Raw genomic sequence first — 24807 nt, forward strand, 5'->3', positions numbered from 1 at the left:
CATCATGTGGGCACGCATCCTCGCGCTGATCGTCAAGGAATTTCTCGCCGTGCTGCGCGACGCGGCCAGCCGAACTGTGCTGATCGGCCCGCCGCTGATCCAGTTGATGGTGTTCGGCTACGCCGCAAGCTTTGATCTCAACCACATTCCCTACGCGGTCTATAACGAGGACACGGGCTACGCCGCACGGGAGTTGCTGGCGCGCTTTGCAGGCTCCGCGACTTTCGAGCAGATCGCCACCATCACTCGGGAAGCGCAGATTGCCCCGCTGATCGATGACAAGCAGGCGCTTCTCGTGTTGCATGTGCCGCAGCATTTCACGCGTGACCTGCTCACGCAGGCCCCCGCGCAGCTTCAAATCATCATCGACGGACGCGATTCGAACACCGCATCGCTGGCTCTCAATGATGTCAGCGGCGTGCTGCTGGACTTCAACCAGCAGTGGGCCGGCACGCATGGCAATCAGGGGCCGCCGGCGCGGCTCGACATACGCGCCTGGTTCAATCCCAACCTGTTGTCGCGCTGGTTTATCGTACCGGGTATCGTAGCCCTGCTGACACTGGTGGTAACGCTTCTGGTCACGGGTTTGTCCGTGGCGCGAGAGCGCGAGATGGGTACCTTTGATCAACTGTTGGTGACACCGATGGGCCCATTCGAGATTCTGGTTGGCAAAGCCGTTCCAGGCTTCGTCATTGGCGGGCTCGAGGGCGGCTTCATCGCGCTGATGGCTGTGTGGTGGTTCAAGGTTCCTTTCGTCGGCAGCATCGCCGCGCTGGCGTTGGGACTGTTTTTCTTTTTGCTGGCCGCTATCGGTATCGGTCTGATGATCTCCTCGCTGGCCGTTACCCAGCAGCAAGGCCTTCTTGGTGTCTTCATGTTTCTGGTGCCCTCGATCATTCTTTCGGGGTTTGCCACTCCGATTGCGAACATGCCCGAAGCCGTGCAACTGCTGACTTATTTCAACCCAATGCGTTATTTCCTGATCATCGTCCGCGGTGTATTTCTCCAAGGCGACAGCGTGCACATGCTATTGCCGCAGTACGGGCCACTGGCGCTGATCGGCTTGGCAAGCATGGCCGCTGCCGCTTGGCTGTTTCGACACCGCATGGCCTGAAGCGGCGGTGCTGTGTCCATTCCGGAGAGATGAACGTGATTCGTATCCTGCTGATCGAGACGCTGCTCTTTGGTTTACTGGGTGCCGTCGTGTTCCGGCTGCTGTTTGCCTTCATTCGGCGGCTTGGCATCGTGTGGCTGCTGAGCCTCGTCGCCGCACTGGGTGTCAGCTTTACGGTATCGGGCTCGCTGGATCCGCGCCTGTTGCGCGAGTGGGGCAGCGCATCCGCAAGCGTATCGCCGCTGCTGATACGGGCCCTGCGAGCCCTGGCGTGGCTCGCGGGTGCCGTGCTGGCGCAGTTCGCCGTGGCCAGACGCGCCAGGCTTGGCCTGGAGCCACCGCCGGACTTGCCGCCGGGGGATGTCTGAGACTGGATGTGTTCCCGGCGTGGGCAAGGGCAATGCCGCGTGTGCTTGGAAGGGATGCGCTTCACCGCAAAGGGCCGTGCCTGAGATAGAACACGTGTGCGCCATATGGGGCGATTTTCCAAGGCCGCCATTGGTACAGGTGCGTCGATTGGGGAAAACGCATATGCAGCAGCAACAGCGACGCGCGCGACGAGGGCGTGTCTCGTCGTTGAGTGAGAGCGTTGGCGTGCGTGCAACGGTTGGGCGCAAAGCCGTGATCGGAAATCGCAGCGGCCGCTTCGCCCATCGCGCTCGAATGGGGGAGGGGCGTGGGCTGATGAAACGAAGCGATGTCATGCAAGGCGGCGAACATCACGCCGCGCACTGAAGGCCGTGCGTGCTGCGTGGGAGTGGCTGCAAAGGCCGGATAGAAGGATCCGGGCCTTGCCCCGTCGTCAGTGCGAGGTCCGATTGTGGAATGCGAGATCGAGCGTTAGGAATCGGCGCGCTACACAACAGCCTGAGCTCCCAAAACCCTGCGCGATCAACGTCCCTGGGCCACGATCCAGCGGCCAATCTCGGGCCATACATCCCTGAGCGTGCGCGCGCCCATGAACAGACCCACATGCCCTCCCGGGACCATGCGCTTTTTAGTCTTGTCCTTGGGTGTGCTGCAAAGCGCCTCGGCAGCGAAAACCTGCTGGTGACCGGTGATGTCGTCGCTTTCCCCGGCGAGCAGATAGAGGGGGCAGGTGATGGCCTTAAGGCTCAGCGTGCGACCGAGCGCGACATACTTGCCTTTGGCCAGAAAATTGCGCTTGAATAGTTGATCAATCACCTGCAGGTACCAGCGGCCGGGTAGGTCAAGCGGATTCTCGTACCAGCGTTCGAACGCCTCTGTCTTGGACAGCCAGATGGGGTCGTCGATGTGCTCGTAAAGATCGATGTGCTCCTGCACGTAATGCTGCTCGGGGTGCATGTTCTTCCATCCAGCGAGCATGTATTTGCCGAGCATCAGCCCGCCGCCGGAGGCCACGAGATCTTCATAGAAGCTCATCGGGCTGGCCTTGACCATTTTCACCAGTGAACCATTGCCTGCGTGGGTGTCGATCGGCGAGCCGGCCAGCACCAGGCTGGCGATCTTCTCGGGAAAGCGCGCCGCCAGCATCGCCGCTGTCCACCCACCTTGACACAGGCCAACCAAGTTGACGTGACCACCCAGATCATCGATGCAAGCCAGCAGCTCGGCCAGGTATTGATCAACTTCCAGGTCTTTCATGTCGGGCGTGGCACTGTGCCAGTCGGTAAGGAACAACCGGTTGACGTTGGCGCCGCGCAGGGTCTGCATCAAGCTCTGGCCTTGGTGGTAGTCGGCGATCATCGAGGTGTGGCCGGCATACGGCGCAATCACCAGCGTCGCAGCGCCCGTGGCATCCGGCGCCGAATAGTCACACAGCGTCAGCGTGCGCAGCTTGAGCCGCTCGGTATGCGCCGTGGCAAGGTGCGGCTTGAGGCCGCCGTGCAGGCGCGACTCCTCGGCGACAAACTTGACGTTGCGGGCGAGAAGATCCATGCCCTGCTCAGCCATATCAGCGGCCAGTTGCACGGGCCAGAAAATAGGCACGTTGATGTTCGGCACCTTCGATGGCTGCTTGGTCGCCTGGGTCATAACGATAGTCCTCCCGCCATCAAACGATGGCAAAACGTTTGAACACGATGTGCTTGGCCTGATCAAGCGCCAGTGCGAACACCAAGACACACGCGATGAGCGCGGCGATTAGCCCCCAAGGCAGTGCAGCCATGAGTACGCCGAAGCCGGCCAAAAAGCTCACCACGAAGACGTCACCAAGGCTTGCAAGGAGCATCCAGCGCCCGGGCGCCAACGACCACAAGCGGCCGTCGCTGCGCAGCACATAGATACTCGCCTGGGTGGTGAAGACCAGGATCAGGAAGACGACGGTCTGCAACTGCGGCGCAGAAAGCCCTAGGGTGGCATGTGTCCACCAGTAAAACGAAAATGAGAACGCAAGCGACAGCGCCGCGAACACGAGGGCCGCGGCGACCAGTTTGCGCACCTGCCAGCGCTGTGGACGCGGCGCGGGTTGCACGCGGTCAGTGGCGATCGTCATGGTGACGAAATCATTGGTGAACAGCAGCAGTACGATCAGCGTGGGCGAGATGACGAAGCGTCCCGTGAGCCACAAGCCCAGAGTGAGGAAGACAACGATTTCGAAGGTCTTGAGAGTCTTGTTCAATGTGTAGGTGAGCATACGCCGGTGCACTTCGCGCCCGGTGCGCACCACGGTGAGCACACCGGACAGGCCCGGGTCGGTGAGCACCACACCGGCGGCAGCCTTTGCCACATCGGTCGCGCTGGCCACGGCCACGCCAAGCTCCGCCTGACGCAGTGCCGGAGCGTCGTTGACGCCGTCGCCGGTCATGCCGGTGACGTGGCCGTTGCGCTGCAGCGCCTGCACGATGGCGTGTTTGTCCTCGGGCAGCACACGGGCGAACAGATCACAGTTTTCTGGGTCGCGCAGCGCGTCGCCCTTTGCCTCGCATACGCGTGTGCCGAGGCCCAGCGCAGCACCGATGGCGCGCGCGGTTTCCAGTGCATCGCCTGTGGCCATGCGTACGCGCACGCCGAGAAGCGTGAGTTGGGCGATCAGGTCGGCGGCGTCCGGGCGCGGCGGATCGGATAAGCCGACGAGGCCGAGGAGCTGCAATGCATCATCGTTCCCCGCCGCAACCGCCAGCACGCGCGCGCCCCGGGCGGCGAGCTGTGTTTGCGCGGCGTCGAGCGCGCCCTGTTGCGCGCGATCGAGCCGGCAAAGGGGCCCGATAACGCTGGCCGCCCCCTTCAAGGCATGCCAAGGCTTGCCGTCGGCGAGGTACACGCCTTCGCTGCGGCGGGTGGCCGGGTCGAAAGGGTGAAAGGCTTGACGCAGCGGCGCACCCTGCAGAAGCCCTTGCTTGCGCGCTGGGTCGAGAACGGCCAGATCCAATGGATCCTGCGTGGCGTCGTCGCTGGCCAGTGCGGCAGCGTACAGCACCTGCTTGGCGTCGGTGCCCGCTGCCAAGGGCATCACGGCTTGCAGTGTGAGCGTGTTCTGTGTCAGTGTGCCGGTCTTGTCCGACACCAGCGTGTCCATCGCAGCGGCTTCTTCCACGGCCGGGAGCCGCGTGACCAGGACGCCCTTGTGCGCGAGTTGCATGCTGCTGATCGCAGTGGCCAGCGTATAGGTCGCCGGCAGCGCTACCGGGACGGACGCCACCAGAAGCATCAGCGCGAACACCGCGGTGTCCAGCATGGGCATATCGTGCGACAAGGCATAGGCGACGACGAGCACGACCAGAACCGCATCGAACACCACAAGTCGCTCGACAATACCGAAAATTGTGCGCTGCATATGACTCGGCGCGCTTGACGTGCGCACGAGTTCCGCGGTGCGGCCGAAAAAGGTATGTGCGCCCGTGCCCGTGACGATGCCGCTTGCCTCTCCTTGCCGCACGATGGACCCGGCGTAGGCCGATTTTCCAGGGCCAGCGTCCACCGGCAGCGATTCGCCGGTCAGTGCAGCCTGGTCGAGTGCCACGTCGCCTTCGAACAGTTGCAGGTCGGCTGGAACCAAGTCGCCAGCGCGTACGTGCACGACGTCTCCCGGCACCAACTGCTCGGCGGGGACAGTGCGCCAGACGCCGTCGCGCAGGACGCGGGCGTTGACGTGCAGTTGCTTGCGCAGCAAGGCCAGCGCGTCCTTGGCGCGCTGTTCCTGGGCGAAGGCGACCACCGCATTGAACAGCAGCAATGCGGCGATCACGATGGCCTCCGGGCCACGCCGCAACAAAACCTGCAGCACGATCACCGCTTCGAGCATCCACGGCACCGGCGCCCAGAACTTACCCAAAAATTGACGCCAAGCCGCGACTGCCTTATCCGGGATTGCATTAGGCCCCGACTGCGCCAGGCGCCGATTCACCTCGTCGTCGGTCAGGCCGCGCGTGCGATCGGTGGTGGCTGTTTCGGCAACGAAGGCTGCGGGGTTCATATGCAAGCGCTGAGCAGCGAGGTTATTTCACCCATGCCGCCCAGCCCAGAGACAGCAGCAGGGTAAAGGCCAGCCAAGCCGCCGCCGGCAGCATGGCCTTTTGCCTGGAGATGCCCAAAGCGTACCCCGCTTTGAGAAGATTGTTGCTTCCGGTTGCGATGAGCACAGCGGTGATCACCGCCGTTTCGGTCACCTGGAAATGTCCGGCCAGCAGTGAAAGCACGAAGGGATCAATGTCGGTGAACCCAACAAGGAAGCTCAGCACGTGCAAGCCGGTCGCTCCGAAGTGCTGCGTGACGAAGCTCGTGATGGCCGCGAAAGCCACGAAAAGTCCGGCGAACAGGAATGCAACGGGCAGGTCAAGTGGATTGGCGCTGTGTGCTCCAAGCGTCGCCCCGGGGGCTTGCGGCGCCTGTCGGCGGCCGCGTTGCCAAAGCCACCAGGTCACGCCAAGCGAGCCAGCCAGCAGCAAAGTGAACGGTAGTGCAAGGTGCAATGCCGCGGGCCAGTGCCCCAGTGCGACGATCACGATCCACAGCCTGACATACATCATCGCGGTCGCCAGGACGGTGGCCGCGGGCGCTTGTGCAGCGATGCCCGTGTCGAGTCGTGCTTGCCGCGCAAGCACGACGGTAGCTGCCGTGCTGGAATACACGCCGCCGAGAACGCCGGTGAGCAATGTGCCTGCTTTCGGAAACAAATAGGCGTGCGCCAGATAGCCCGCGTAAGAAATGGTGGAAATCAAGACGACGGCCATCCAGACTTTGGCGTAAGTGATGTCGACGAGGCCAGGGATCGGTGTGTTGGGCAGCAGCGGGAGAACGAGACCAGCCAGGATGAGGAACTTGACCAGGGTCACGCCCTCGGCCATCGGCATGGCGTCCGACAGGCGACGGATCAGCGGCTTTTCGGCGAGCATCAGAATGGCGACGATCAATACTGCGGCCACCAGCCAGTCGGGCTGCGTGAGCACAAGCGGGCCGAGCGCAAAGGCAAGCAAAGCAATGACCGAAGGCAACAGCGCGCCGCCCCCTTCCGCCCCAGCGGCGCCGTGCCGAGCCAGATCCACTGCGAGCCAAACCGCCAGCGCTGCCAGGCCCGCAAGGTAAAGCCCACGCGGCGAGGAGCCGTCGAGAAGCCAAAGCACGAAGCCCGCCGCGCCGATAAGGGTTAGCGTGCGTGTGGTGCCGAAGCCGATGCCTTCATCCTGCGCGCGGCGGTAGCTGTGCAGCTCAAGCCCGAGCACAAAGCTGAGCACCGCGGTGGCGGCGAATTGCAGGAGAAGCGGTGGTAGGGTACCGGTCATGCGTTCACCTTCCGGCCGTTACCGTCAGCAGGGCTGCGGCCTGCGCCGCCATCACGGCTTCTTCGTCGGTGGGCAGCGCAAGGACGGGGATGCGGCTGGCGCTTGAGGCGATATTCAGATTGCCATTCGCGTTCGCCTCGGCGTTGAGCGCCAAGCCCAACCAGGCAAGCCTCTGCACCACGGCGGCCCGGATCATGGGTTGATGGGTGCCAATTCCACCGGTGAACACCAGTGCGTCGAGCCCGCCCAAAGCGGCAACCACCGATCCCATCTGGCGCACGATACTGGCCACGAACACGTCGATGGCTTGCTGGGATCGCGGGTCCTTGCTGGCGAGCAGGTCGCGTGTGTCAGCGCTGATCTCCGACACACCGAGAAGTCCGCTTTGCTTGTAGAGCAGGTCGCTGACTTCTTCCGGTCGCATGCCATCGTGCTGGAACCACTGCAGCACAAGGCCCGGGTCGAGCGCGCCGCAGCGTGTGCCCATCACCAGTCCGTCAAGCGCCGTAAACCCCATTGTCGTCGTAACGCTTTGAAGGCTGCGCATGCCACACAGGCTTGCGCCACCGCCTAGATGCGCGACGACCACGGCTCCATGCGCCTGCTCGCCGAGCACGGCAGGAAGGCGCCGGCTAATGGCGTCATACGACAGGCCATGAAAGCCATAGCGCTGGTAGCCCCGCTCATGCCAAACGCGTGGAATCGCGTAGCGCCGCTCGGCATCAGTGTGGTTTGCATGGAACGCGGTGTCGAAACAGGCCACCTGCGTCGCGTCGGGCAAGATGGCTTGTGCCGCTTGCACGCCCGCAAGACCAGGGCCCTGGTGCAGCGGCGCGAGGCTTGTGAGGTCCTGCAGATCAGCGAACACGCCGGGCGTGATGCGCACGGCTTGGTTGTAGCGCAGTCCTCCGTGAACGATGCGATGCGCCACAACCGTGGGGCGTGGCGCATCGCACGCTCGCATCAGCCAATCGATAAGCCAGGTGGTTTCGCCGCCGATGTCGCCGCGCAGCGCATTGGGCGCCTCAGTGCGGGAGGGCTCGCCGGTTCGGCTATAGGTCAAAGTGGGTTTGCCGTCTGGCGCGTCGATTTCACCACGCAGAGTCGCGGTCGGAAGGCCCGAGGCACCGCGGGCGATGGCGTGATCGAACAAAGCGAACTTGAGGCTGGCCGAACCCGCATTGAGGCTGAGTACCGAGGAGCTCATGCAGGCACCATCGTGCTGGTTGCCAGAACCAGAAGCACGGCCAGTGCGCACGATGCCATGCGCGCATCCGAAAGGTCGGCCCTGCTGGTGAGCACGACGGGCACGCGCGTGCCCAATACGATACCCGCGACCTTGGCCTCGGCGAGATACTCCAGCTGTTTTGCGAGCATGTTGCCCGCCTCCAGATCGGGTGCCACAAGGATGTCGGCTTGACCGGCAACGCTCGAGACAATGCCTTTGGTATCCGCGGCGCGTTTGGACACGGCGTTGTCGAATGCGAGCGGGCCGTCGAGCAGGCCGCCCGTGATCTGTCCGCGGTCCGCCATCTTGCACAGGGCCGCTGCATCAATCGTGGAGGGAATCTTGGGGGTGACGGTTTCCACTGCCGAGAGAATGGCGACCCGGGGCTGTGCGATGCCAAGTGCATGCGCCAGATCGATCGCGTTTTGGACGATGTCTCGCTTGGCTTCCAGATCTGGCGCGACGTTGACCGCCGCATCGGTAAGCAGCTGCAAGCGGGGTTGGCCCACGGCATCGATCACGAACACATGGCTGATGCGCCGTGCCGTGCGCAGTCCCGTTTGCGGATCGACTACGGCATGCATGAGCTCATCCGTGTGCAGCGACCCCTTCATCAATGCCTGTACCTCTCCCGTGCGCGCCATGGCTACCGCTTTTTCAGCCGCGGCATGACTGTGCTCGGTCGCCACCAAGGGATAGGCCGTGAGATCAATGCCAGCGGCAGCGGCAGCGGCGCGCATTTTGGCTTCCGGGCCCACGAAAATCGGGCGGATCAGCCCCGCCATCGCCGCGTCCACGGCGCCACCCAAGGAAACGGCATCCACCGCGTGCACCACAGCCATCGAGAGGGGTGGTCGCCCTGCCAATGCAGTGCGGGCCTGTTCAATGATTGCTCGCAGCTTTACGCCCGGGTCGCGCAGCTCCAGCCTGGGCAGATGCACGCGCGGGCGGCTGACCTTTTCAGTTGGCACGAGCACGTGGGCGGATCCCTCGACAACAGTTTCGTTGCGCTGATTGACCACGGTGCAGTGCAGGGTTGCGCGGGGCGCACGCTCGGCAATGGTGTCGATCGCCGTGACGGTCACCGTGACCCGCACGGTGTCGCCCAGGAACAACGGCTTGAGAAATTTCAGATCCTGGCTCAAGTACACCGTCCCCGGCCCTGGAAGCTGGGTGCCAAGGACATTGGAAATCAGCGCGGCCGACCACATGCCATGCGCCACCACCCTGTGGAAGGGATCGCTTGCCGCGAAGGTTGCATCCACGTGTGAAGGGTTCACATCCCCTGACATCAGCGCAAAGGTCTGCACTTCGTCCTCGGTAAAGTTTCGCGTCAGCGAAGCCGAGTTTCCAACCTGCAGTTCAGCAATGGGGTGGTTTTCGATGAGGTCGGCCATGGCATATCGGGGGTGGAGGTCCATGAGGTTCAGCGTTGCAGCACGTAACTGCCCGGCGCATCCATCAGCGGCTTCGCGCCTGCAACGCCCATGCGCGGCGGCGCAGTCATTTGGCTGCTGTGGGCACCCAGCCACGCACTCCAGCGCGGCCACCATGAACCATCTTCAGGCGTGGCCTGCGCCAGCCATTGCTCCGGCGCTTGAAAGGCGCTTCCATGCTTGTGCAACGCCCAGTGATAATGCCGCCGTGGGTGCCCCGGTTCGCTGACGATGCCAGCATTGTGACCGCCGCTGGTCAGCACGAAAGTTACCTCGCTGTGATCCAGCAGATGAATCTTGTATACGGACCGCCAGGGCGCAACGTGGTCAGCCTCTGTGCCGACGACAAACCACGGAAGCGGTACATCCTCCACCGTAACGGTCTGGCCGTCCACCTTCCAGCGCCCTTCAGCCAGGTCATTATTCAGATAGAGGCCGCGCAGGTATTCGCTGTGCATGCGAGCGGGCATGCGCGTGGCGTCAGCGTTCCAGGCCATCAAATCGTTTGGAGGACGGCGCTGGCCCATGAGGTAGTCGCGGGTGATGCGTGACCAGATCAGGTCATACGAGCGCAGCATCTCAAAGGCGCCGGCCATCTGCGTGGTGTCCAAATAGCCCTGCGCCCACATCATGTCTTCTAGGAAGCTCACCTCGCTTTCGTCGATGAACAAGGACAGCTCTCCAGGTTCGGTGAAATCGATCTGCGAGGCCAAAAGCGTAACGGTAGCGAGGCGCTCATCGTCCTTGGCCGCCAGGGCGGCGGCCGCGATGGATAAAAGAGTGCCGCCCAAACAGTAGCCGACGGCGTGTACCTTGCGCCCAGGCTGGATGCGTCCTACCGCGTCCAGCGCGGCTAGAGGGCCAAGCGCGAGGTAATCATCCATCCCGAGTTCGCGGTCCTCGGGGCCTGGATTCTTCCATGAGATCATGAAAACTGTGTGGCCCTGGTCGACAAGATACTTGACCATCGAGTTCTGGGGTGAGAGGTCGAGGATGTAGTACTTCATGATCCAAGCAGGTACCACCAGAAGCGGCTCGGCCCAAACCTGCGCGGTGGTTGGGCTGTATTGAATGAGCTCAATGAGCCGGTTTCGAAATACCACCTTGCCGGGGGTGAGAGCGACTTGCTTCCCTGGGAGGAAATTCTCCGTTCCAGCGCGGGGCTGGCCAGTCATGACACGTTGCAGATCATCCATCCAGGCCTTGGTGCCCTCGACCAAATTCATGCCGCCAGTCCTGAGCGTGGCATCGATGACTTCGGGATTCGTCAAAGGCGAATTGGTTGGTGCAAGCATGTCCAGCCATTGCCGAGCGGCGAAAGCAACCACCTGCTCATGATGCCTGGACACACCGCGCACGCCGGATGTGGCATTGCGCCACCAGTCTTCCTGTAACAAGAATGCCTGTTGAAGCAAATTGAACGGGTACCGTTGCCAGCCTGGATCGGCGAAACGCCGGTCGTTCGGGGTTGCGGCGATGCAATTGGCTGTATCGCCCATGCCTGGCCGATGCGCTATTGCGCGAGCGCAATACTCTGCGTAGATGGCCGCATTGCGCAAGGCACTTCCTGCTAACGCAAGGCGTTTGCCCGGCGAGGCGGCAAGGTGTGTCCACCAATCAGCCGCGGCCAATCCCAGAGACGCGGGTGATAGACCCAGCGTGCGCCGCGCCTGCATGGCGTGCGCGGCGCGATCAATTAATTCAGCCAGCCCCGCGTCGGGCTGAGGCGGCGGACTCAAGCAAGCTGCCGACTCCGCGCTTGGCGCAGGCACAGCTGCCGCGAGGGAGACACCGATTTGCGGGCGCTCGCCGGGTGAGCCTGAATCGTGCTGAGCGCCGGTTGGGATGGGGATTTCAGGCGCAGGGGTGATCCCGATCGCGGTACCGGAACGGTTGCGCCGCGAAGCACGGGGTTGCGTGTTTGATTTCATGCCCATCTCCATAAAGCCTATAGGTTATTTGTAATGCTGCAACGCCGCAGGAAGGTTGATATGCGTCAAGCGTAACGGCGGTGGCCATCCGAGAGTGGACGCGCGCAAGTGCTGCTCCAAACCGCGCCGTGCGCTGTCAATGCACAATAATGGGCTACTGCGACATTACCAAGGATGGATTCATGCGAGTCACCGTTATCGGCGCCGGGTATGTGGGCCTGGTTACTGCGGCATGCTTTGCCGACGTTGGCAACACCGTTATCTGCGTTGAACGTGACGCTGGACGTATTGCTGCGCTGGAAAAAGCCCAGGTGCCGTTTTATGAGCCAGGCCTGAGCGAACTCGTGGCACACAACGCGCAGGCGGGACGCATGGGTTTCATGCCCAGTCTTGCGCAAGGACTCAATGGGGCGCAGGTGTGCTTTATCGCCGTCGGTACGCCGCCACTGCCCACTGGCCAAGCTGACATGAGCCAGGTGCGAGGTGCCGCCCATGAAATTGGCCAGTACGTCAATGGTCCGCTCGTGGTGGTGCAGAAGTCCACTGCGCCCGTCGGCACGGTCGCCATGGTGCAAGACATCATCGACGAGGAAATGGCACGTCGCGGCGTACAGCACTGGGTTAGCGTGGTAAGCAATCCCGAGTTCCTCAAGGAGGGATCGGCCATTGACGATTTCACGCGTGGTGACCGCATTGTGGTGGGTAGCATCGACGAACGTGCCATCGCGGTGATGCGCGACCTGTATCGGCCGTTCAACCGTAATCACGAGAAGATGATGGTGATGAACGCGGCTAGTGCCGAACTCACCAAGTATGCCGCCAATACCATGCTGGCCACGCGCATTTCCTTCATGAATGAACTTGCCCGATTGGCTGAGGCTGTGGGCGCCGACATTGAGCAGGTGCGGCTTGGAATGGGGGTGGACCAACGCATCGGCAGCCACTTCCTGTATGCGGGCGCGGGCTACGGCGGATCATGCTTTCCGAAGGACGTGAAGGCACTTGCCTTCATGGCGCGCGAAGCCGGCTTGCGCGCCGAACTGGCCGAGGCCGTCGACGCGGTCAACCAGCGGCAGAAGCAGCGCCTGTTTGAGAAGATTGCCGCACACTTTGCAGCGGATGGACTCAAGGGCCGCACGATCGCTGTATGGGGGCTTGCTTTCAAACCCAATACGGATGACATGCGGGACGCCCCCAGCATTGACCTCATTGAAGCCTTGCTCGGGGCGGGTGCCAAGGTCCAGGCCTTTGATCCGGTTGCCATGGAGAGCGCTCGAAAAATCTGGGGAGCTCGTCCAGGTCTGGAGCTTACGAAAGACGCCGCGTCGGCGCTGCAGGGTGCAGATGCGCTGGTCGTCGTCACTGAATGGCATGCATTCCGCTCACCCGACTTCGAGCAGATTGCTTTGCAACTGCGTGCCAAAGTCGTATTTGATGGTCGCAACCTCTGGGACCCGCAGTCCGTGCGCGCCGCGGGGCTGGCCTATTACGGGATTGGTCGCGGTTGAGTCGTTGATGCCTCTTGCCCTGTGGGTTCCGTGTACACCGGGGCGAAGCCTCCGCCCGGTGTGCGGAAGTTGGTCGTTTGACCTTGATAGAGGCGTGCGCTGAACCAAAGCACATGACCTGTATCGGCGTAAGCCCTGAGGTCGAACTTGAGGGGCTGGGGGGCATTGGCGTCGCCAATGTTGCGTTCCCCGGGAGGGGACAAAGCTTGAGCCACATACTGGCCGCGCACGATGCCCGACCATACGCCTTTGGTGAGCTTCGCGCCGCGGTAGGCCGCGCGACTGCCGTACCCGGCCCAGGGCTTGAAGAACAGGCCTCGCCGCTCAGCCCAGAGCTTCTCCGCATTTTGTGTGCAGACGATTTGCGTCTGCGGCACATGCGCTGCGAGAAGCGCAGAAATACTGCTTTCCACGCCCAGAGCGCGCAGCGAGTCGGCGTCGCTCAGTAGCGCCAGATTGCGCTTGTCGGCATAGAGGGCATGGGCGCGGGGGTGCGGGGTAATGACCGCGGCATTGGCACTCCACGCCCGGCGCAGCGCAGCATGAGCCGGTGCGTCGAGTGCAAAATCGGTCAGCCGGTTGTAGACCATATCGATCGCCTTGTCGCCATGCCAAAGGCGTGAATCGTCCATACGCAGCGCGGTGGGATCCACAATAACAGTTTCGATGCCGGCGCGTTCGAACAGTCGTGCAAAGAGCAAGAACTCGGCGTAGAGGTACTGCGTGGCGGGCTCCGAGTCGACAATGGCTATGCGGCGCGGCGCGCCAGTGTGTCCTGCTTGCCTCCATTCACGCAAAAACATGGCCATGATGTCAGCCTCGAAGGCGTCAACGGACTCTGCGCTTGGGACCATGTCTTGCATTTCCTCGCAGCAGGCTCGCTGGGCGCGCGCCAGCACCGCGGACAGGAGCGCGCCACCCGGGTTTGTATTGATCTCGATGAGATGCAAGGACTCACCTTCAAGGTGGAAGTCAAAGCCAAGAAATACGCCCGGATTGCCGGGGTCGTGGCGGGCTGCCGCCGGCGCTCGAGCGAGCACGGCTTGCTCGAAGCTTGGCAACGAGGCGACACGCTCCACGGCCTTCACCACGGCTCGCATTCGGGCAATGTGTCTGCCCGCGACAAAGACCGGCTGCGCCGAGAACATGTGAGGGTTGCGTTGCTGGATAAGCGCGTACAAGCCGGGCTGGCCGAGTTCGGACTCCAAGGCTTGCGCCAGAGCCTGGCGATCCAGGCTGATGCAAAAGCAATCGCGATTCAGTCTTTCAATCATGGCTTTCAGGCGGGCGCGATGTCCACGTGCGTTTGTAGCCACCACTCGAGCAATGCAGCATGCCATAACTTGCTGCCCTGAATACGGGTGAAATGTTCGGGCGCCTCGGGCGCATCAAGCAATCCGTCGACGTACCCGCGTTGGTACAGGCCGCGGTTGAGACATGCGGTGGATGTGAGCAGATCTCGCATACGGCCCAGAAATGCGCCGCGCACATGTTTGAGCGCCGGCACAGGGAAATATCCCTTAGGGCGATCGATGACGGCGTCCGGAATCAGGCCGCGGGCAACAGCCTTTAGTGGGTACTTCCCACCTTCGCGCAGGCGCAGCTCGGGTGGCATGCGGGCTGCCAGCTCCACCAGCGTGCGGTCGAGAAAAGGCACGCGCAGTTCGAGTGCGTGCTCCATAGGCAGGTTGTCGACGCGCTTGACAGGGTCATCGACGATCAGCGTGGTCACATCGAGGCGCAGAACGCGGTCAAGAAAGGTGTCGGCGCCTGATCGATCGAACGCATCTTCGATCAGTTCAGAGGTGACGTCCGGCACGTGATATTCGGGAGCGATGAAGCGCAGCCACTCGGCATGGTCGCGGTCGAAGTAGTGGCGGGCGAAGCGTTGCAGGGGCAAGCCCCTTTCGGCTTGCATTTGCGGATACCAGAAGTAACCCGCGAATACCTCATCGGCTCCTTGGCCAGCCAACACGGCCTTGACGTCGTGGCCCACCCATTCTGCCAGCAGGTCGAACGCCACAACGTCGTGACTGAACATCGGTTCGGTCATGCGCGCAATGGTTGTTGGGAGTCGCTCCAGAACCATGCTGTTGGGAATGCTGAGCTTGTGGTGACGTGTGTTGAAGGTGCGCGCGATCAGGTCGGAATAGATGAATTCATCGGCCTTTTCAGGGGTGTCACCCAGGTCTTCAAAGCCGATGGAATAGGTGCGTAGATCAGGGACGTGGTGTGCCAGCATTCCCACGAGCAGGCTGGAGTCCAGCCCACCGGAGAGCAGCACCCCCACCGGTACGTCGGCGGCGTGCAAATGGCTGTCGAGCGCCGACTGTAGTGCGTGGCGCGTGCGGGTGATCCATTCCTCCTCGCTAGGCTCGGGTGCGCGACGCCCAGCGTAAAGATGCCAATAGCGTGAAAGTGTGCGTGTTCCGTCGAGTTCCACCCGAAGCAGGTGAGCGGGTTGCAGTTTGCGCACACCTTGGAGGATGGTGCGTGGTGCGGGAACGACGGCATGCAAGGTGAAGAGGTGGTGCAGGGCGATGGGATCGATGGCCTTATTCACGCCGCCTGCGGCAAGCAACGCGGGAAGGCTGGACGCAAAACGCAGGCGATTTCCGTCCTGAGCCAGGTACAGCGGCTTCATCCCGAAACGGTCGCGTGCCAACAGCAGGATGCCGACGCGTGGATCCCACAGCGCAAAGGCGAACATGCCATCAAGATGCGCAACCGCACCTTCGCCCCAGGCAGCATAGGCTTTGAGAATGACTTCCGTGTCGCCGCATGTGCTGAAGTGGTGGCCAAGCGTTGTAAGTTCGGCGCGAAGTTCGCGATAGTTGTAGATCACCCCGTTGAACACCAACGTGCAACCCGAGTCGGGGTCTGTCATGGGCTGGTCGCTCGCAGCACTCAGGTCGATGATGGCCAGACGTCTGTGGCCGAACGCTATCGGCCCAGCGCTCCAGTGGCCAGCGTGATCCGGGCCGCGAGGCGCAAGACGCGCAGTCATGCGACCCACGGCTTCTGCATTGGCACGTGTGCCGTCGAACCGTAACTCGCCGCAAATTCCACACATAGGCAGTTTCGTAAGATGTAATCTGGTAATTGTCGTTGATGCAGCTGCTTCTGGAGGGAGGCCTGGTTTCGGCTCCGAGGCTTGGTTTAGGCGCCAGATCCAAACAGCAGGCCCACACCTGCCGTGATGGCCATCGCCAGTGCGCCCCAGAACGTTACGCGTAGCACGCCACGCACAAGCGGTGCGCGGCCCATGAAGGCCGCAAGCCCCCCGAGGATGGCCAAAAAAACAATGGATGTCACACTGACGATCCAGGGCAGATTCCCTCTTGGGAAGACCACAACGCAGAGAAGCGGCAGCGCAGCACCTACGGCGAACGCGAATGCCGACGTGAATGCAGCCTGAAGGGGGTTTGCCCTCACGCTTTCAGAAATACCAAGTTCGTCGCGGGTATGGGCCGCCAGCGCATCCTTCGCCATCAACTGCGTTGCCACTTGCTTGGCTAGATCGGCATCCAGACCCCGCTGCACATAGATGCCAGCAAGCTCAGCCTCCTCGCGCACGCCGTCGAAGGCCAACTCCTGGCGCTCGCGGGCAATGTCGGCCTGTTCGGTGTCGGCCTGGGAGCTGACCGAGACATACTCACCTGCCGCCATGGACATGGCCCCCGCGACGAGGCCCGCGACACCGGCCACGAGCACCGCGCTGTGCGTGGCGTTTGACGCGATAACACCGACGATCAGGCTTGCCGTGGAGACGATGCCGTCGTTGGCGCCGAGCACCGCCGCGCGCAGCCAGCCCGTATGCTGGGTGCGATGGCGTTCAACATGCATTCTCGACATGGCTGGAGTCTCCAATAAGAAAGGCACCTTGGCTAATACCACTGCAAGCCTTTGGCTGAACGTAGCACTTGCAGCCAAAGGCCGCAGGCCAACAGCAAAATGAGGGCGGCGGCCAAGGGTGGCCAGGTGATGGTGGCGAAGCCCATCACGTGACGCAAAGCGGGAATGAGAGTGACCGCCGCCAGCATGATGCCAACGCTGGCGAACAAGCGACCCAACCAAGGGTTGTCGATCGGAAACTTCAAGAGCACGGTGTGCGTCCTGTTGCGATTGGCCAAGATTAGCAGGAATAGCACAAGCACCAGAGCGCTGAATATGGTCAAGCGCAGGCTGGCTTCACCCCAGCCTGCATACGCTTGCAGTAGCGCATATCCGCCCAACAGGATGGCGGCAACGCCAAGCCCTTGCGCCAGTGCCGAAGCGACGTTCCTGGGCGCAAATGGTGTCGCATTCAATGGGCGTGGCGGGCGGAGCATGAGGTCAATGGCCGACGGCTCGGCCTCGAAGACGATGGAGCAGGCGGGATCGATGAGCAGTTCCAGAAGCACGATATGCACGGGCAACAGTAGCACCGGCCAGTGCAGTAGTGCAGGTACGAGGGCCAGAGCGATGATGGGCAAATGCACCGCAAATACGAAGCGGGTGGCCTTGGTGATGTTGTCGTAAATGCGCCGGCCGCCACGGATCGCACCGACGATGCTTGCAAAGCTGTCATCAAGAAGGACCAAGGCGGCTGCCTCGCGAGCCACGTCCGTGCCGCGCTCCCCCATGGCGATACCCACATCGGCGGCCTTTAGCGCGGGCGCGTCATTGACGCCGTCGCCGGTCATTGCCACGACTTCGCCTGCCTCTTGCAGCACGCGGACCAAGCGAAGTTTCTGCTCTGGCTTAAGGCGCGCACAAAGGTCTACATAATGGAGGCGTTCTCGCAGCGCGACATCATCCAACGCCATGATTTCAGGACCCGTGATGACTTCAGCTCGCTCGGACAGACCAACTTGCTGGGCAATCGCGCGCGCCGTGGCGGGATGATCGCCGGTGAGCATCAGCACGCGCACGCCAGCAGCACGGCATTGCGCAATGGCGGCGGGCACATCCGCTCGTGGCGGATCGATCAATCCGATCAGACCAAGGAACTCAAAATCGAAGTCATGCTGGCTCTTGGGCCATCCGCTTGTGGCGCCTGCAGACCTCCAGATTCCACGTGCCACACCCAGAACGCGCAGGCCGCGTGCCGCCATCGCTTCCACGCGCTGGTGGATCGCTTGACGATCCGCTTCGGGCAGGTGGCACAAGTCGGCTACCGCCTCAGGCGCGCCCTTCGTTGCCAGAAGATGAGCATCGGGAGCCGTGCCCGAGAGCACACGGGTTAGCGCCAGGATGTCGGGGTCAAGCGCGTACTGGAACTCAGCGCTGCGTTCGTCACGGATATGCTCGGTGCCTGCCAAGCGCGTGTGGCCGAATTCCTGGATGGCTTGCTCCATCGGATCGTAAGGGTTCGGGGGCGTGGCCAGCATGCCGAACTCGATCAGTGCGTGAAAGTCCTCGGGAAATGCGGGTTCGGTGGCTTTGAGCCGGACGTTTCCAACCGCAAGTTCGCCAACCTGCATGCGGTTTTGCGTCAGCGTGCCTGTTTTGTCTACAGCCAGGACGGTGATTGCGCCCAGAGCCTCCACGGCCGGCACGCGGCGCGTGAGGACTTTGTTTTTTGAGAGACGCCAAGCGCCCAAGGCCAAGAATACGGTGAGAATGACCGGAATCTCCTCTGGCAAGATGGCCATGGCCAGAGCAATGCCCACCAGCAAGCTATCCAGCAGTGCACGACCGTCCCATAGTCGGTCAGCACCAGCGAAGTCGCCAGCGTGAGGGCGATGAGCGTGAGATTGCGGATCAGCGTGCGTGAGGACCGCTGCAACCCGGAGCCGGCCTCTTCAGTGGTCGTCAAGGCGAGGCCGATGCGACCGACAGCGGTCGCGGAACCCGTGGCCTGGACTACGGCAAGGCCTGCGCCCTTGGTCACCACCGTGCTGGCGAAGAGCTCCGCTGAGCCGTCACCGCCCGGCGCGGGAAGTTCATGCAGTGCCGCATTCGCCCGCTTGTCCACCGGCACGGACTCGCCGGTGAGAAGGGATTCATCCGCCGTGAGCTGGCCCTGAAGCAGTTGAGCGTCTGCTGCGATACGGTCGCCTTCGTTCAGCACGAGCAGGTCGCCGCGCACCACATCGCGTCCTGCGATGCGCGTCTCCTTTCCGTCGCGGATCACCAGCGCGCGAGGCGCCGAGAGATCGCGCAGCGACTCCAGGGCGCGCTCCGTCTTGCGTTCCTGGGCCAGGGTGATGCCAATGACCACGAACACGAAGGCAAGGAGGAAAATGGCTTCGGCCTGGTTGCCCAGCAGCAGATAGATGCTACCGGCGACTAAGAGCATCAGAAACATCGGCTCGCGCAGCACGCCAAGCGCGATACTAAAAAGGGTCCTGGGCGCGCTTCCCGGCAAAAGGTTGGGGCCTTCGGACTGGAGTCGCTGGACAGACTCGGCAGTGGATAGGCTCTGGATTTTGCTGGCTTTCGCTCCTTGTGCTTGGGGTGGCTCCATCTCAATGCACCAGCTTGTCGCGCAGAAGCGCCGCCAGCTCGATACCCGAGACGACCGAGGTACCCAGGATTCCAGCGTGCATCGCGCGGAAGCTCACGTTGTCGTTGCACCGGCCGATGAGGAAGCCAAGGTCAGGGGTAACGGACGCGGCAAGACGCCCCGATTGCACTGCCCCGCGTTGCTGGCGATTGACTGGGAACGTGAGTCCCAAGATGTCGAGCCGACCAGTCATCGCCCGGCCCGATTGACGGTTCCAAGATCGTGTTCGCTGATCTTGCGTGCCCGCGCACCAACTTCCATATCTGGCAAGCGGATCCTCCTATTGCTCCGGCCCTGTGAAGTATTAAGCTGCGTAGCGAACGCGCCGGTCCTGGAAGTAGCTCATCACACGCTGCGGGTTTTGTTCCAGCATCGCCATATGGTCGTTCGCAGCTTCGCGTAATTTGGCCTTGGTTCGCACCGGCACGCGTTTGCCCATTTCCTGTTTGAGATCGGCGTTGAGCCTCTCCTCAGGGTTGAGTTGGGGGCTGTAACTGGGCAGGTAAAACAGCTCGATCTGCGCGTTGTGCAAGGCGACCCACGCCTTCACCAACTTGCTGTGATGCACCCTCAGGTTGTCCAGAATCAGGAACACCTTCTTGCCTGCATCCTTGATCAACGCCTGCAAGAACTCGATCAGCTTGTCGGCGTCAAACGCCTCGTCGATGATCATCCAGCGGGTCTTGCCCTGGTTGGTGACCGTGGCGATCATCGAGAGCTTCTGGCGCGTCCCGCCCACCGCCATCGCCACGGGGGTTTTGCCCGCAGGGGCAAAGCTTCTGCCGCGCACGTCCGTGTTGACCAGCGCGGTTTCGTCTCCCCAGTGAATTTCCGCGCCCTCAACCCTGGCGCGCTGCTCGATGGCGGGGTATTCCCCCTCCAGCCAAGCCTGCACCGCCGCGGGGCTTTGCTCATAGGCTCGCTTGATGGGCTTTTGCGGCGTAAAGCCCCAGCGGGTGAGGTACTTTCCAACGCTGCGCACCTGCAGTTTGATGTCGAACTCTTGTTCAATGAGTTGCATCACCGCAGCGCGGCTCCACAGATGGAAGTCCATCTTGAGTTGCTCGGGACGTGTGTCAATGATCAGGCGCTGGATCGTCTCTTCTTGCGCTTGACTGAGCACCCGACCGTCGCCTCTGGCGCGTCCCCGCCGAGTCGGCCGGATGGCGCTCCAGCCGCCAGCCTCGTACAAGTCGATGGCCGCTCGAACCGGCGGGTAACTCAGCCCCGTCATGTCCACGATCTGCATGATCTTGACGCCCCGCTTGTGCAACCTCACGACTTGCTTGCGCCGCTCGTGAAGTTGCTCGAGTGTTTGCTTTCTTGCGTTTTCTTTTTCCATCATCAATGGATCAAAAAACTTGCTGAAAGTTCATATTTTATTGGGCCTTATCTATAAGCGCGAAAAAGGTGGTGACGCCCGGAGCGGTGGCGCTTGTTTGAATCGGGCCTGTTATAAGGCGCCAGACGCGCGTCGCGAACTTTTGCGGTTGATCTATGGCCAGCCAATGCATCCACCGTGCCCCGTCGAAGGACGATTCTGGTAGGGGCCGCCACGCATCCCACTCGGCGATGCGGGCGACGTGGGGCAGCATCGTGGTATCCACAAGGTGGCGGCCGTCCGCGTCGCCGTGTCCCCACCAGGAGTGTCCCGTCTGCATCGCGCCGGCCACCAAAGCGAAACGTTTGGGCGCTTGTGTCAACCGCGTGAGGCTCCGCAGCAAGGGCCTGGAGAGCCAAGGGACGAAGCCGGGCACACAGCAGGTTTTGGAACTGTCCATCATTGCAGCGGAATGAATTGAGTCTCCGGAGCCGCTCACCTCGATATTCCTTCGGAGGTCGTATTGCCGGGGCAAGCAGCCCGAGGCACCGCGGCAAGTTCACAGGAGGCGGCAAAGGCCTCGGATTCGATTTGCAGCGTCACGTGCCTGATCTCGAAGCTGTCGTGCAGCATGCGCTTCGCCTGCTCGAGAATGGCATCGATGCCTGGCGCATCCCTGCCGAGTGTCCGATGCGCAGTCAAGCTCACCTGCGAGGTGCTCAGCGCCCACACATGCAGATCGTGCAGCGCCTGGATACCCGGTATCGTCAGCAGGTGGGCGCGAGCCGATGTCAGATCGATACCGGCAGGTACCCCATCAAATAGCAGATGCAGGGACTGCCTGAACACGATCCATGTCCCCCACAACACAACCCCTGCAATGAGCAGCGTGACGGCTGGATCGACCCAAGTCCACCCCGTGGCCAATACCGCTGCCGCACTGATGACCACGCCGAGCGACACCGAGGCGTCGGCCGCCATGTGCGCAAAAGCACTGCGGTCGTTCAGGCCGCTCTTGCCCTTCCCGAGAAAAAGCCATGCAGTTCCTCCGTTGACCATGATGCCAACGCACGCGACGGCGTGCACTGACCATTCGCTCACCACGGCCCGGGCTTCGAAGCGCTGTAGAGCTTCGAGCGCAAGCGCACCCATGAGCACCAGCAGGAATGTGCTGTTGACGACGCTCGCCAGGATAGAGCCACGTTGCCAGCCATAAGTATGGCGGTCGTTCGCATGCAAACGACCTGCGGCAAGCCCCGCCCAAGCCAACCCAAGAGCACCCACGTCACCGAGATTGTGACCCGCATCGGCCAACAGTGCGAGAAAATTCGACCGCCATCCATAGAAGGCCTCGACGGCGACGAACGCTAGATTGAGCACAATGCCAAGCGCGAAGCGCGCTCCGAAATCTTGAGGCACAGGGTGATCGTGGTCGGCGAGCGTGAACTTTGGGGAATCTGCGGTGTGCTAGCGATCCGGGAGGCGTGTCATGCCGCGCTACGCAGCTGCATGACGCCATATCCGATTTTGAGCTTTATAGACTCTGCGCACCACGTGGAGCGTGAGCTGTGTCAAGCCATGCTTGTTCGCAACGTCCATCGCGTGTGGCGCAGGGTCCCGGTGCAGGCGTGCCGCGATGAGGTACAGGGAGCGCGAGTGGGCGACATTGGTCCCAGCGCCAGGTTTGCCCCAGGGGTGATGAACCAACGCCGAGCACCGCGCGGGGGGGGGCGCCGACGTATCACGCCTGCTCCTCAGAACGCGAGGTCATCTTCGACGCCTGCCAATCCAGCCTTGGCGCAGATGTCGTCGCTGTCCCCACCCGGTGCACCCGACACGCCGATAGCGCCAACCAACTGGCCGGCAGCTTCGATCGGCATGCCGCCGCCGACCATGACCACGCCGGGCAGGTTCTTGATCGCCTGTTCGGCCGAGCCGGGTTTGTTCACCCGCGCGGCAACAGTGCTTGTGGACTCGCGCCAGCTCGCTGCGGTCCGAGCCTTGCCTTCGGCCGCAGCCAGGGTATGCCAGCCGGCGTAGCGGTCGCGCACCACGACCAACGGGAGGCCCGAGGGGTCGGTGACCGCCACCGCCACCTGCCAGCCGCGCGTCTGGCACTCGGCCTTCGCCGTCTGCGCAGCTTTGAGCGCAATCTCCGGCGTGATGATTTTCTGCGTCCAGGTGGCGGCTGGGCTTTCGGCATGGGCCGATGTGCCGTACACGGCCGCAAGCAAGGACAAGGCCACAATCATTGGCTTACGCATGGTGCTGGTTCCCCGGCTCAGGCGCTGATCCACTGTTCGACCTGCGCGCGGCTGGGAATGCCGCCAGCGTGCACGACCTTACCATCGATGACCACTCCAGGCGTGCTCATCACGCCGTACTTCATGATCGAGGGGATGTCCTCGACCTTCTCAACCTGGGCCTGTACGCCCCTGGCTTTGATGACGTCTTCAACGAGCTTTTGCGTGGCCTTGCAGTTGGCACAGCCGGTGCCGAGAATTTTGATGGTGATCATGGTCAGACTCCTGAATGTCGTATGCGATGAGCGCCCGCAAGGGTGCGTGTTGGATTCAGCAGCAGCTCTTGTCTGAAGCCATGGCGCTACTGGCATTGGTGGCGTCTCTGAAGCCCAGTGCCTTGAACACCTTGGCCGCGGGACAAAAGCCGGTGAAACCCATCTGGAACACGTTCAGGCCGACGAAGCCCGTGAGCCACAGCCAGGTGGGGTGCAACAGGTCGATCTGGCCGGTGATCTGCGCCAGCATCAGGCTGAGCAGAACCATGAACCCGGCCATGATGCTCACCATGCGATTGGTGGTCATGAAAATCTCCTTGGATTGTGGAAAGATAGGGAAGTGATCGACCTGCGCGTTACATCAGGGCGTTGAAGACGTAGCCCACGATGATGATGCCCACGGCCACAACGCCGGCGAATAGCGCAATCAGCTTGGGTTTCATCACCTTTTTAAGGATCATGAACTCGGGGAAGGACAAGGCGGTGACAGCCATCATGAACGCCAGGGTGGTGCCCAGCGCCGCGCCCTTTCCCAGGAGCGCCTGCACCACGGGGATGATGCCCGCCGCATTGGAGTACATGGGCACGCCGATGAGCACGGCCAGGGGCACCGACCACCAGTTGCCCTTGCCCATGAGATGCGCCATGAAGTCTTGCGGCACGTAGCCGTGAATCCACGCACCCACGCCGACGCCGGCGACGATGTAGGGCGCCACCTTGAGCACGATCTCGCGCACATGTTTCCAGCCTTGGGCAAAGCGCGCATCCCAGCCGGGCCTGGTTTCGGCATTGCTGACGGCCGGGATATCGAACACCCAGGGCTCGACAAGCTTCACCGGGTTCAGCCGCCCGATCACCAGCCCCGCCAGGATGGCGATGGCCAGGCCCAGCCCCAGATAGATCGAGGCGATCTTCCAGCCGAACATGCCGAACAGCAGCGCCAGCGCCACCTCGTTGACCATGGGCGCCGACACGAGAAAGGAAAATGTCACGCCCAGCGGCACGCCGGCGGTGAGAAAACCGATGAACAGCGGCACCGCCGAGCATGAGCAAAAGGGTGTGACGATGCCCAGCGTGGCCGCCAGCACGTTGCCCACGCCCTGGCGCCGGCCGGCCAGAATGGCGCGCGTCTTCTCGGGCGTAAAGAAAGTCTGAATGACGCCGACGACGAAGACGATCAGCGCCAGCAGCATCAGCACCTTGGGCACTTCGAAGGCGAAGAAACTCACCGCACCGTAGAGATGGCTGGCGGCGACCATGCCGCTTGCGCCGGACAGCCAGTGCATGAACGCATCGGTGGCAGATTGGAGCTGGCTGTAGAGCAGGACCCAGCCCATGACAAACACTGTGGGTACCGTCCAGGCGCGCCAGACCGGAATGGGCCGATTTGTGTCGGACTCGCCGGTGCATTTGGCCGCTTGGGGTGCGTCTTGGGAAACGGTTTGCGTATTCATCGAACTCTCGCAAGCAAGGGGCTAGATTTGGGTTGCTCCCTGAAGAAGACGAATGAGCGTGGAAAAGGATGCATTGGGCGGGATGCCAAAGCTCAAAGACGCAAT

Annotated in this window: 21 protein-coding genes; 3 read left to right on the forward strand and 18 right to left on the reverse strand. The window is 62.2% G+C overall.

Translation table 11 applies throughout. The annotated features are described in order from the left end of the window. Positions 1-4 precede the first annotated feature (4 nt). Together CD04_RS0101580 and CD04_RS0101585 are read left to right on the forward strand one after the other, a co-directional pair. Positions 5-1114, forward strand: coding sequence for an ABC transporter permease (locus CD04_RS0101580; RefSeq protein WP_031404072.1), 1110 nt, complete (start codon positions 5-7; stop codon positions 1112-1114). 29 nt (positions 1115-1143) lie between these two features. Then, on the forward strand, positions 1144-1482 hold the full coding sequence (locus tag CD04_RS0101585; protein ID WP_051848845.1) for a hypothetical protein: 339 nt from the start codon (positions 1144-1146) through the stop codon (positions 1480-1482). 523 nt (positions 1483-2005) lie between these two features. Here the strand turns inward: CD04_RS0101585 and CD04_RS0101595 are convergent. Genes CD04_RS0101595 through CD04_RS0101620 form a run of 6 tightly spaced genes read right to left on the reverse strand, consistent with a single transcriptional unit; the run spans position 2006 to position 11156 of the window. Further along, positions 2006-3130, reverse strand: a complete 1125-nt coding sequence (locus CD04_RS0101595; RefSeq protein WP_031404075.1) for an alpha/beta fold hydrolase — start codon at positions 3128-3130, stop codon at positions 2006-2008. A gap of 19 nt (positions 3131-3149) precedes the next feature. After that, entirely contained in the window at positions 3150-5510 is a 2361-nt protein-coding gene (locus CD04_RS0101600) for a plasma-membrane proton-efflux P-type ATPase (protein WP_051848846.1), read from the reverse strand. Positions 5511-5532: 22 nt separating this feature from the next. After that, positions 5533-6816 (reverse strand): DUF4010 domain-containing protein, encoded by a 1284-nt coding sequence (locus tag CD04_RS0101605; RefSeq protein WP_031404077.1) that lies wholly within the window; start codon positions 6814-6816, stop codon positions 5533-5535. A 4-nt stretch (positions 6817-6820) separates the two neighbouring features. Next, the gene (locus tag CD04_RS0101610; RefSeq protein ID WP_031404078.1) at positions 6821-8023 is read right to left on the reverse strand and encodes an acetate/propionate family kinase; all 1203 of its coding nucleotides are present in this window, start codon (positions 8021-8023) and stop codon (positions 6821-6823) included. Continuing rightward, positions 8020-9465 carry a bifunctional enoyl-CoA hydratase/phosphate acetyltransferase gene (locus CD04_RS0101615; protein ID WP_231480422.1) on the reverse strand — a complete coding sequence of 482 codons (1446 nt, stop codon included), beginning with the start codon at positions 9463-9465 and terminating at the stop codon, positions 8020-8022. Before CD04_RS0101615 ends, CD04_RS0101610 begins: the two co-directional genes overlap by 4 nt. Positions 9466-9470: 5 nt before the next feature. Then, on the reverse strand, positions 9471-11156 hold the full coding sequence (locus CD04_RS0101620) for an alpha/beta fold hydrolase (RefSeq protein ID WP_231480594.1): 1686 nt from the start codon (positions 11154-11156) through the stop codon (positions 9471-9473). A gap of 437 nt (positions 11157-11593) precedes the next feature. Here CD04_RS0101620 and CD04_RS0101625 point away from each other — a divergent pair, with 437 nt between their 5' ends. Continuing rightward, positions 11594-12919: a UDP-glucose/GDP-mannose dehydrogenase family protein gene (locus tag CD04_RS0101625; protein WP_031404081.1), complete on the forward strand. Its 1326-nt coding sequence runs from the start codon at positions 11594-11596 to the stop codon at positions 12917-12919. Here the strand turns inward: CD04_RS0101625 and CD04_RS0101630 are convergent. The 12 genes from CD04_RS0101630 to CD04_RS0101685 all read right to left on the reverse strand — a co-directional run bounded on the left by CD04_RS0101630 (position 12898) and on the right by CD04_RS0101685 (position 24702). Next, positions 12898-14193 (reverse strand): hypothetical protein, encoded by a 1296-nt coding sequence (locus CD04_RS0101630; protein ID WP_051848847.1) that lies wholly within the window; start codon positions 14191-14193, stop codon positions 12898-12900. The two genes, CD04_RS0101625 and CD04_RS0101630, sit on opposite strands and share 22 nt — an antisense overlap. A 5-nt stretch (positions 14194-14198) precedes the next feature. Beyond that, positions 14199-15992: an N-acetylglutaminylglutamine amidotransferase gene (locus CD04_RS0101635; protein ID WP_031404083.1), complete on the reverse strand. Its 1794-nt coding sequence runs from the start codon at positions 15990-15992 to the stop codon at positions 14199-14201. 86 nt (positions 15993-16078) lie between these two features. Next, positions 16079-16774, reverse strand: a complete 696-nt coding sequence (locus tag CD04_RS0101640; RefSeq protein ID WP_031404084.1) for a VIT family protein — start codon at positions 16772-16774, stop codon at positions 16079-16081. Between the two features lie 32 nt (positions 16775-16806). After that, on the reverse strand, positions 16807-18384 hold the full coding sequence (locus CD04_RS24295) for a cation-translocating P-type ATPase (RefSeq protein WP_231480595.1): 1578 nt from the start codon (positions 18382-18384) through the stop codon (positions 16807-16809). Between the two features lie 29 nt (positions 18385-18413). Continuing rightward, positions 18414-19370, reverse strand: a complete 957-nt coding sequence (locus tag CD04_RS24300; RefSeq protein WP_231480423.1) for an HAD-IC family P-type ATPase — start codon at positions 19368-19370, stop codon at positions 18414-18416. A gap of 1 nt (position 19371) precedes the next feature. Then, complete coding sequence (locus CD04_RS0101650) at positions 19372-19602, reverse strand: hypothetical protein (RefSeq protein WP_031404085.1); 231 nt, start codon at positions 19600-19602, stop codon at positions 19372-19374. Positions 19603-19713: 111 nt separating this feature from the next. Continuing rightward, a complete protein-coding gene (locus tag CD04_RS0101655) occupies positions 19714-20751 on the reverse strand; it encodes an IS630 family transposase (protein WP_031403801.1) in 1038 nt (345 codons plus the stop codon). Positions 20752-21225: 474 nt separating this feature from the next. Further along, positions 21226-22149, reverse strand: coding sequence for a cation diffusion facilitator family transporter (locus CD04_RS0101665; protein WP_031404087.1), 924 nt, complete (start codon positions 22147-22149; stop codon positions 21226-21228). Between the two features lie 335 nt (positions 22150-22484). Continuing rightward, the gene (locus CD04_RS0101670) at positions 22485-22994 is read right to left on the reverse strand and encodes a heme-binding protein (protein WP_031404088.1); all 510 of its coding nucleotides are present in this window, start codon (positions 22992-22994) and stop codon (positions 22485-22487) included. A 17-nt stretch (positions 22995-23011) separates the two neighbouring features. Further along, entirely contained in the window at positions 23012-23248 is a 237-nt protein-coding gene (locus CD04_RS0101675; RefSeq protein ID WP_031404089.1) for a thioredoxin family protein, read from the reverse strand. Positions 23249-23303: 55 nt separating this feature from the next. Then, entirely contained in the window at positions 23304-23555 is a 252-nt protein-coding gene (locus tag CD04_RS21255; protein WP_038167411.1) for a DUF2892 domain-containing protein, read from the reverse strand. A gap of 49 nt (positions 23556-23604) precedes the next feature. Next, positions 23605-24702, reverse strand: a complete 1098-nt coding sequence (locus CD04_RS0101685; protein ID WP_081857746.1) for a permease — start codon at positions 24700-24702, stop codon at positions 23605-23607. Positions 24703-24807 lie beyond the last annotated feature (105 nt).

The organism is Thiomonas sp. FB-Cd (genome assembly GCF_000733775.1).
Classification (GTDB): Bacteria; Pseudomonadota; Gammaproteobacteria; order Burkholderiales; family Burkholderiaceae_C; genus Thiomonas_A.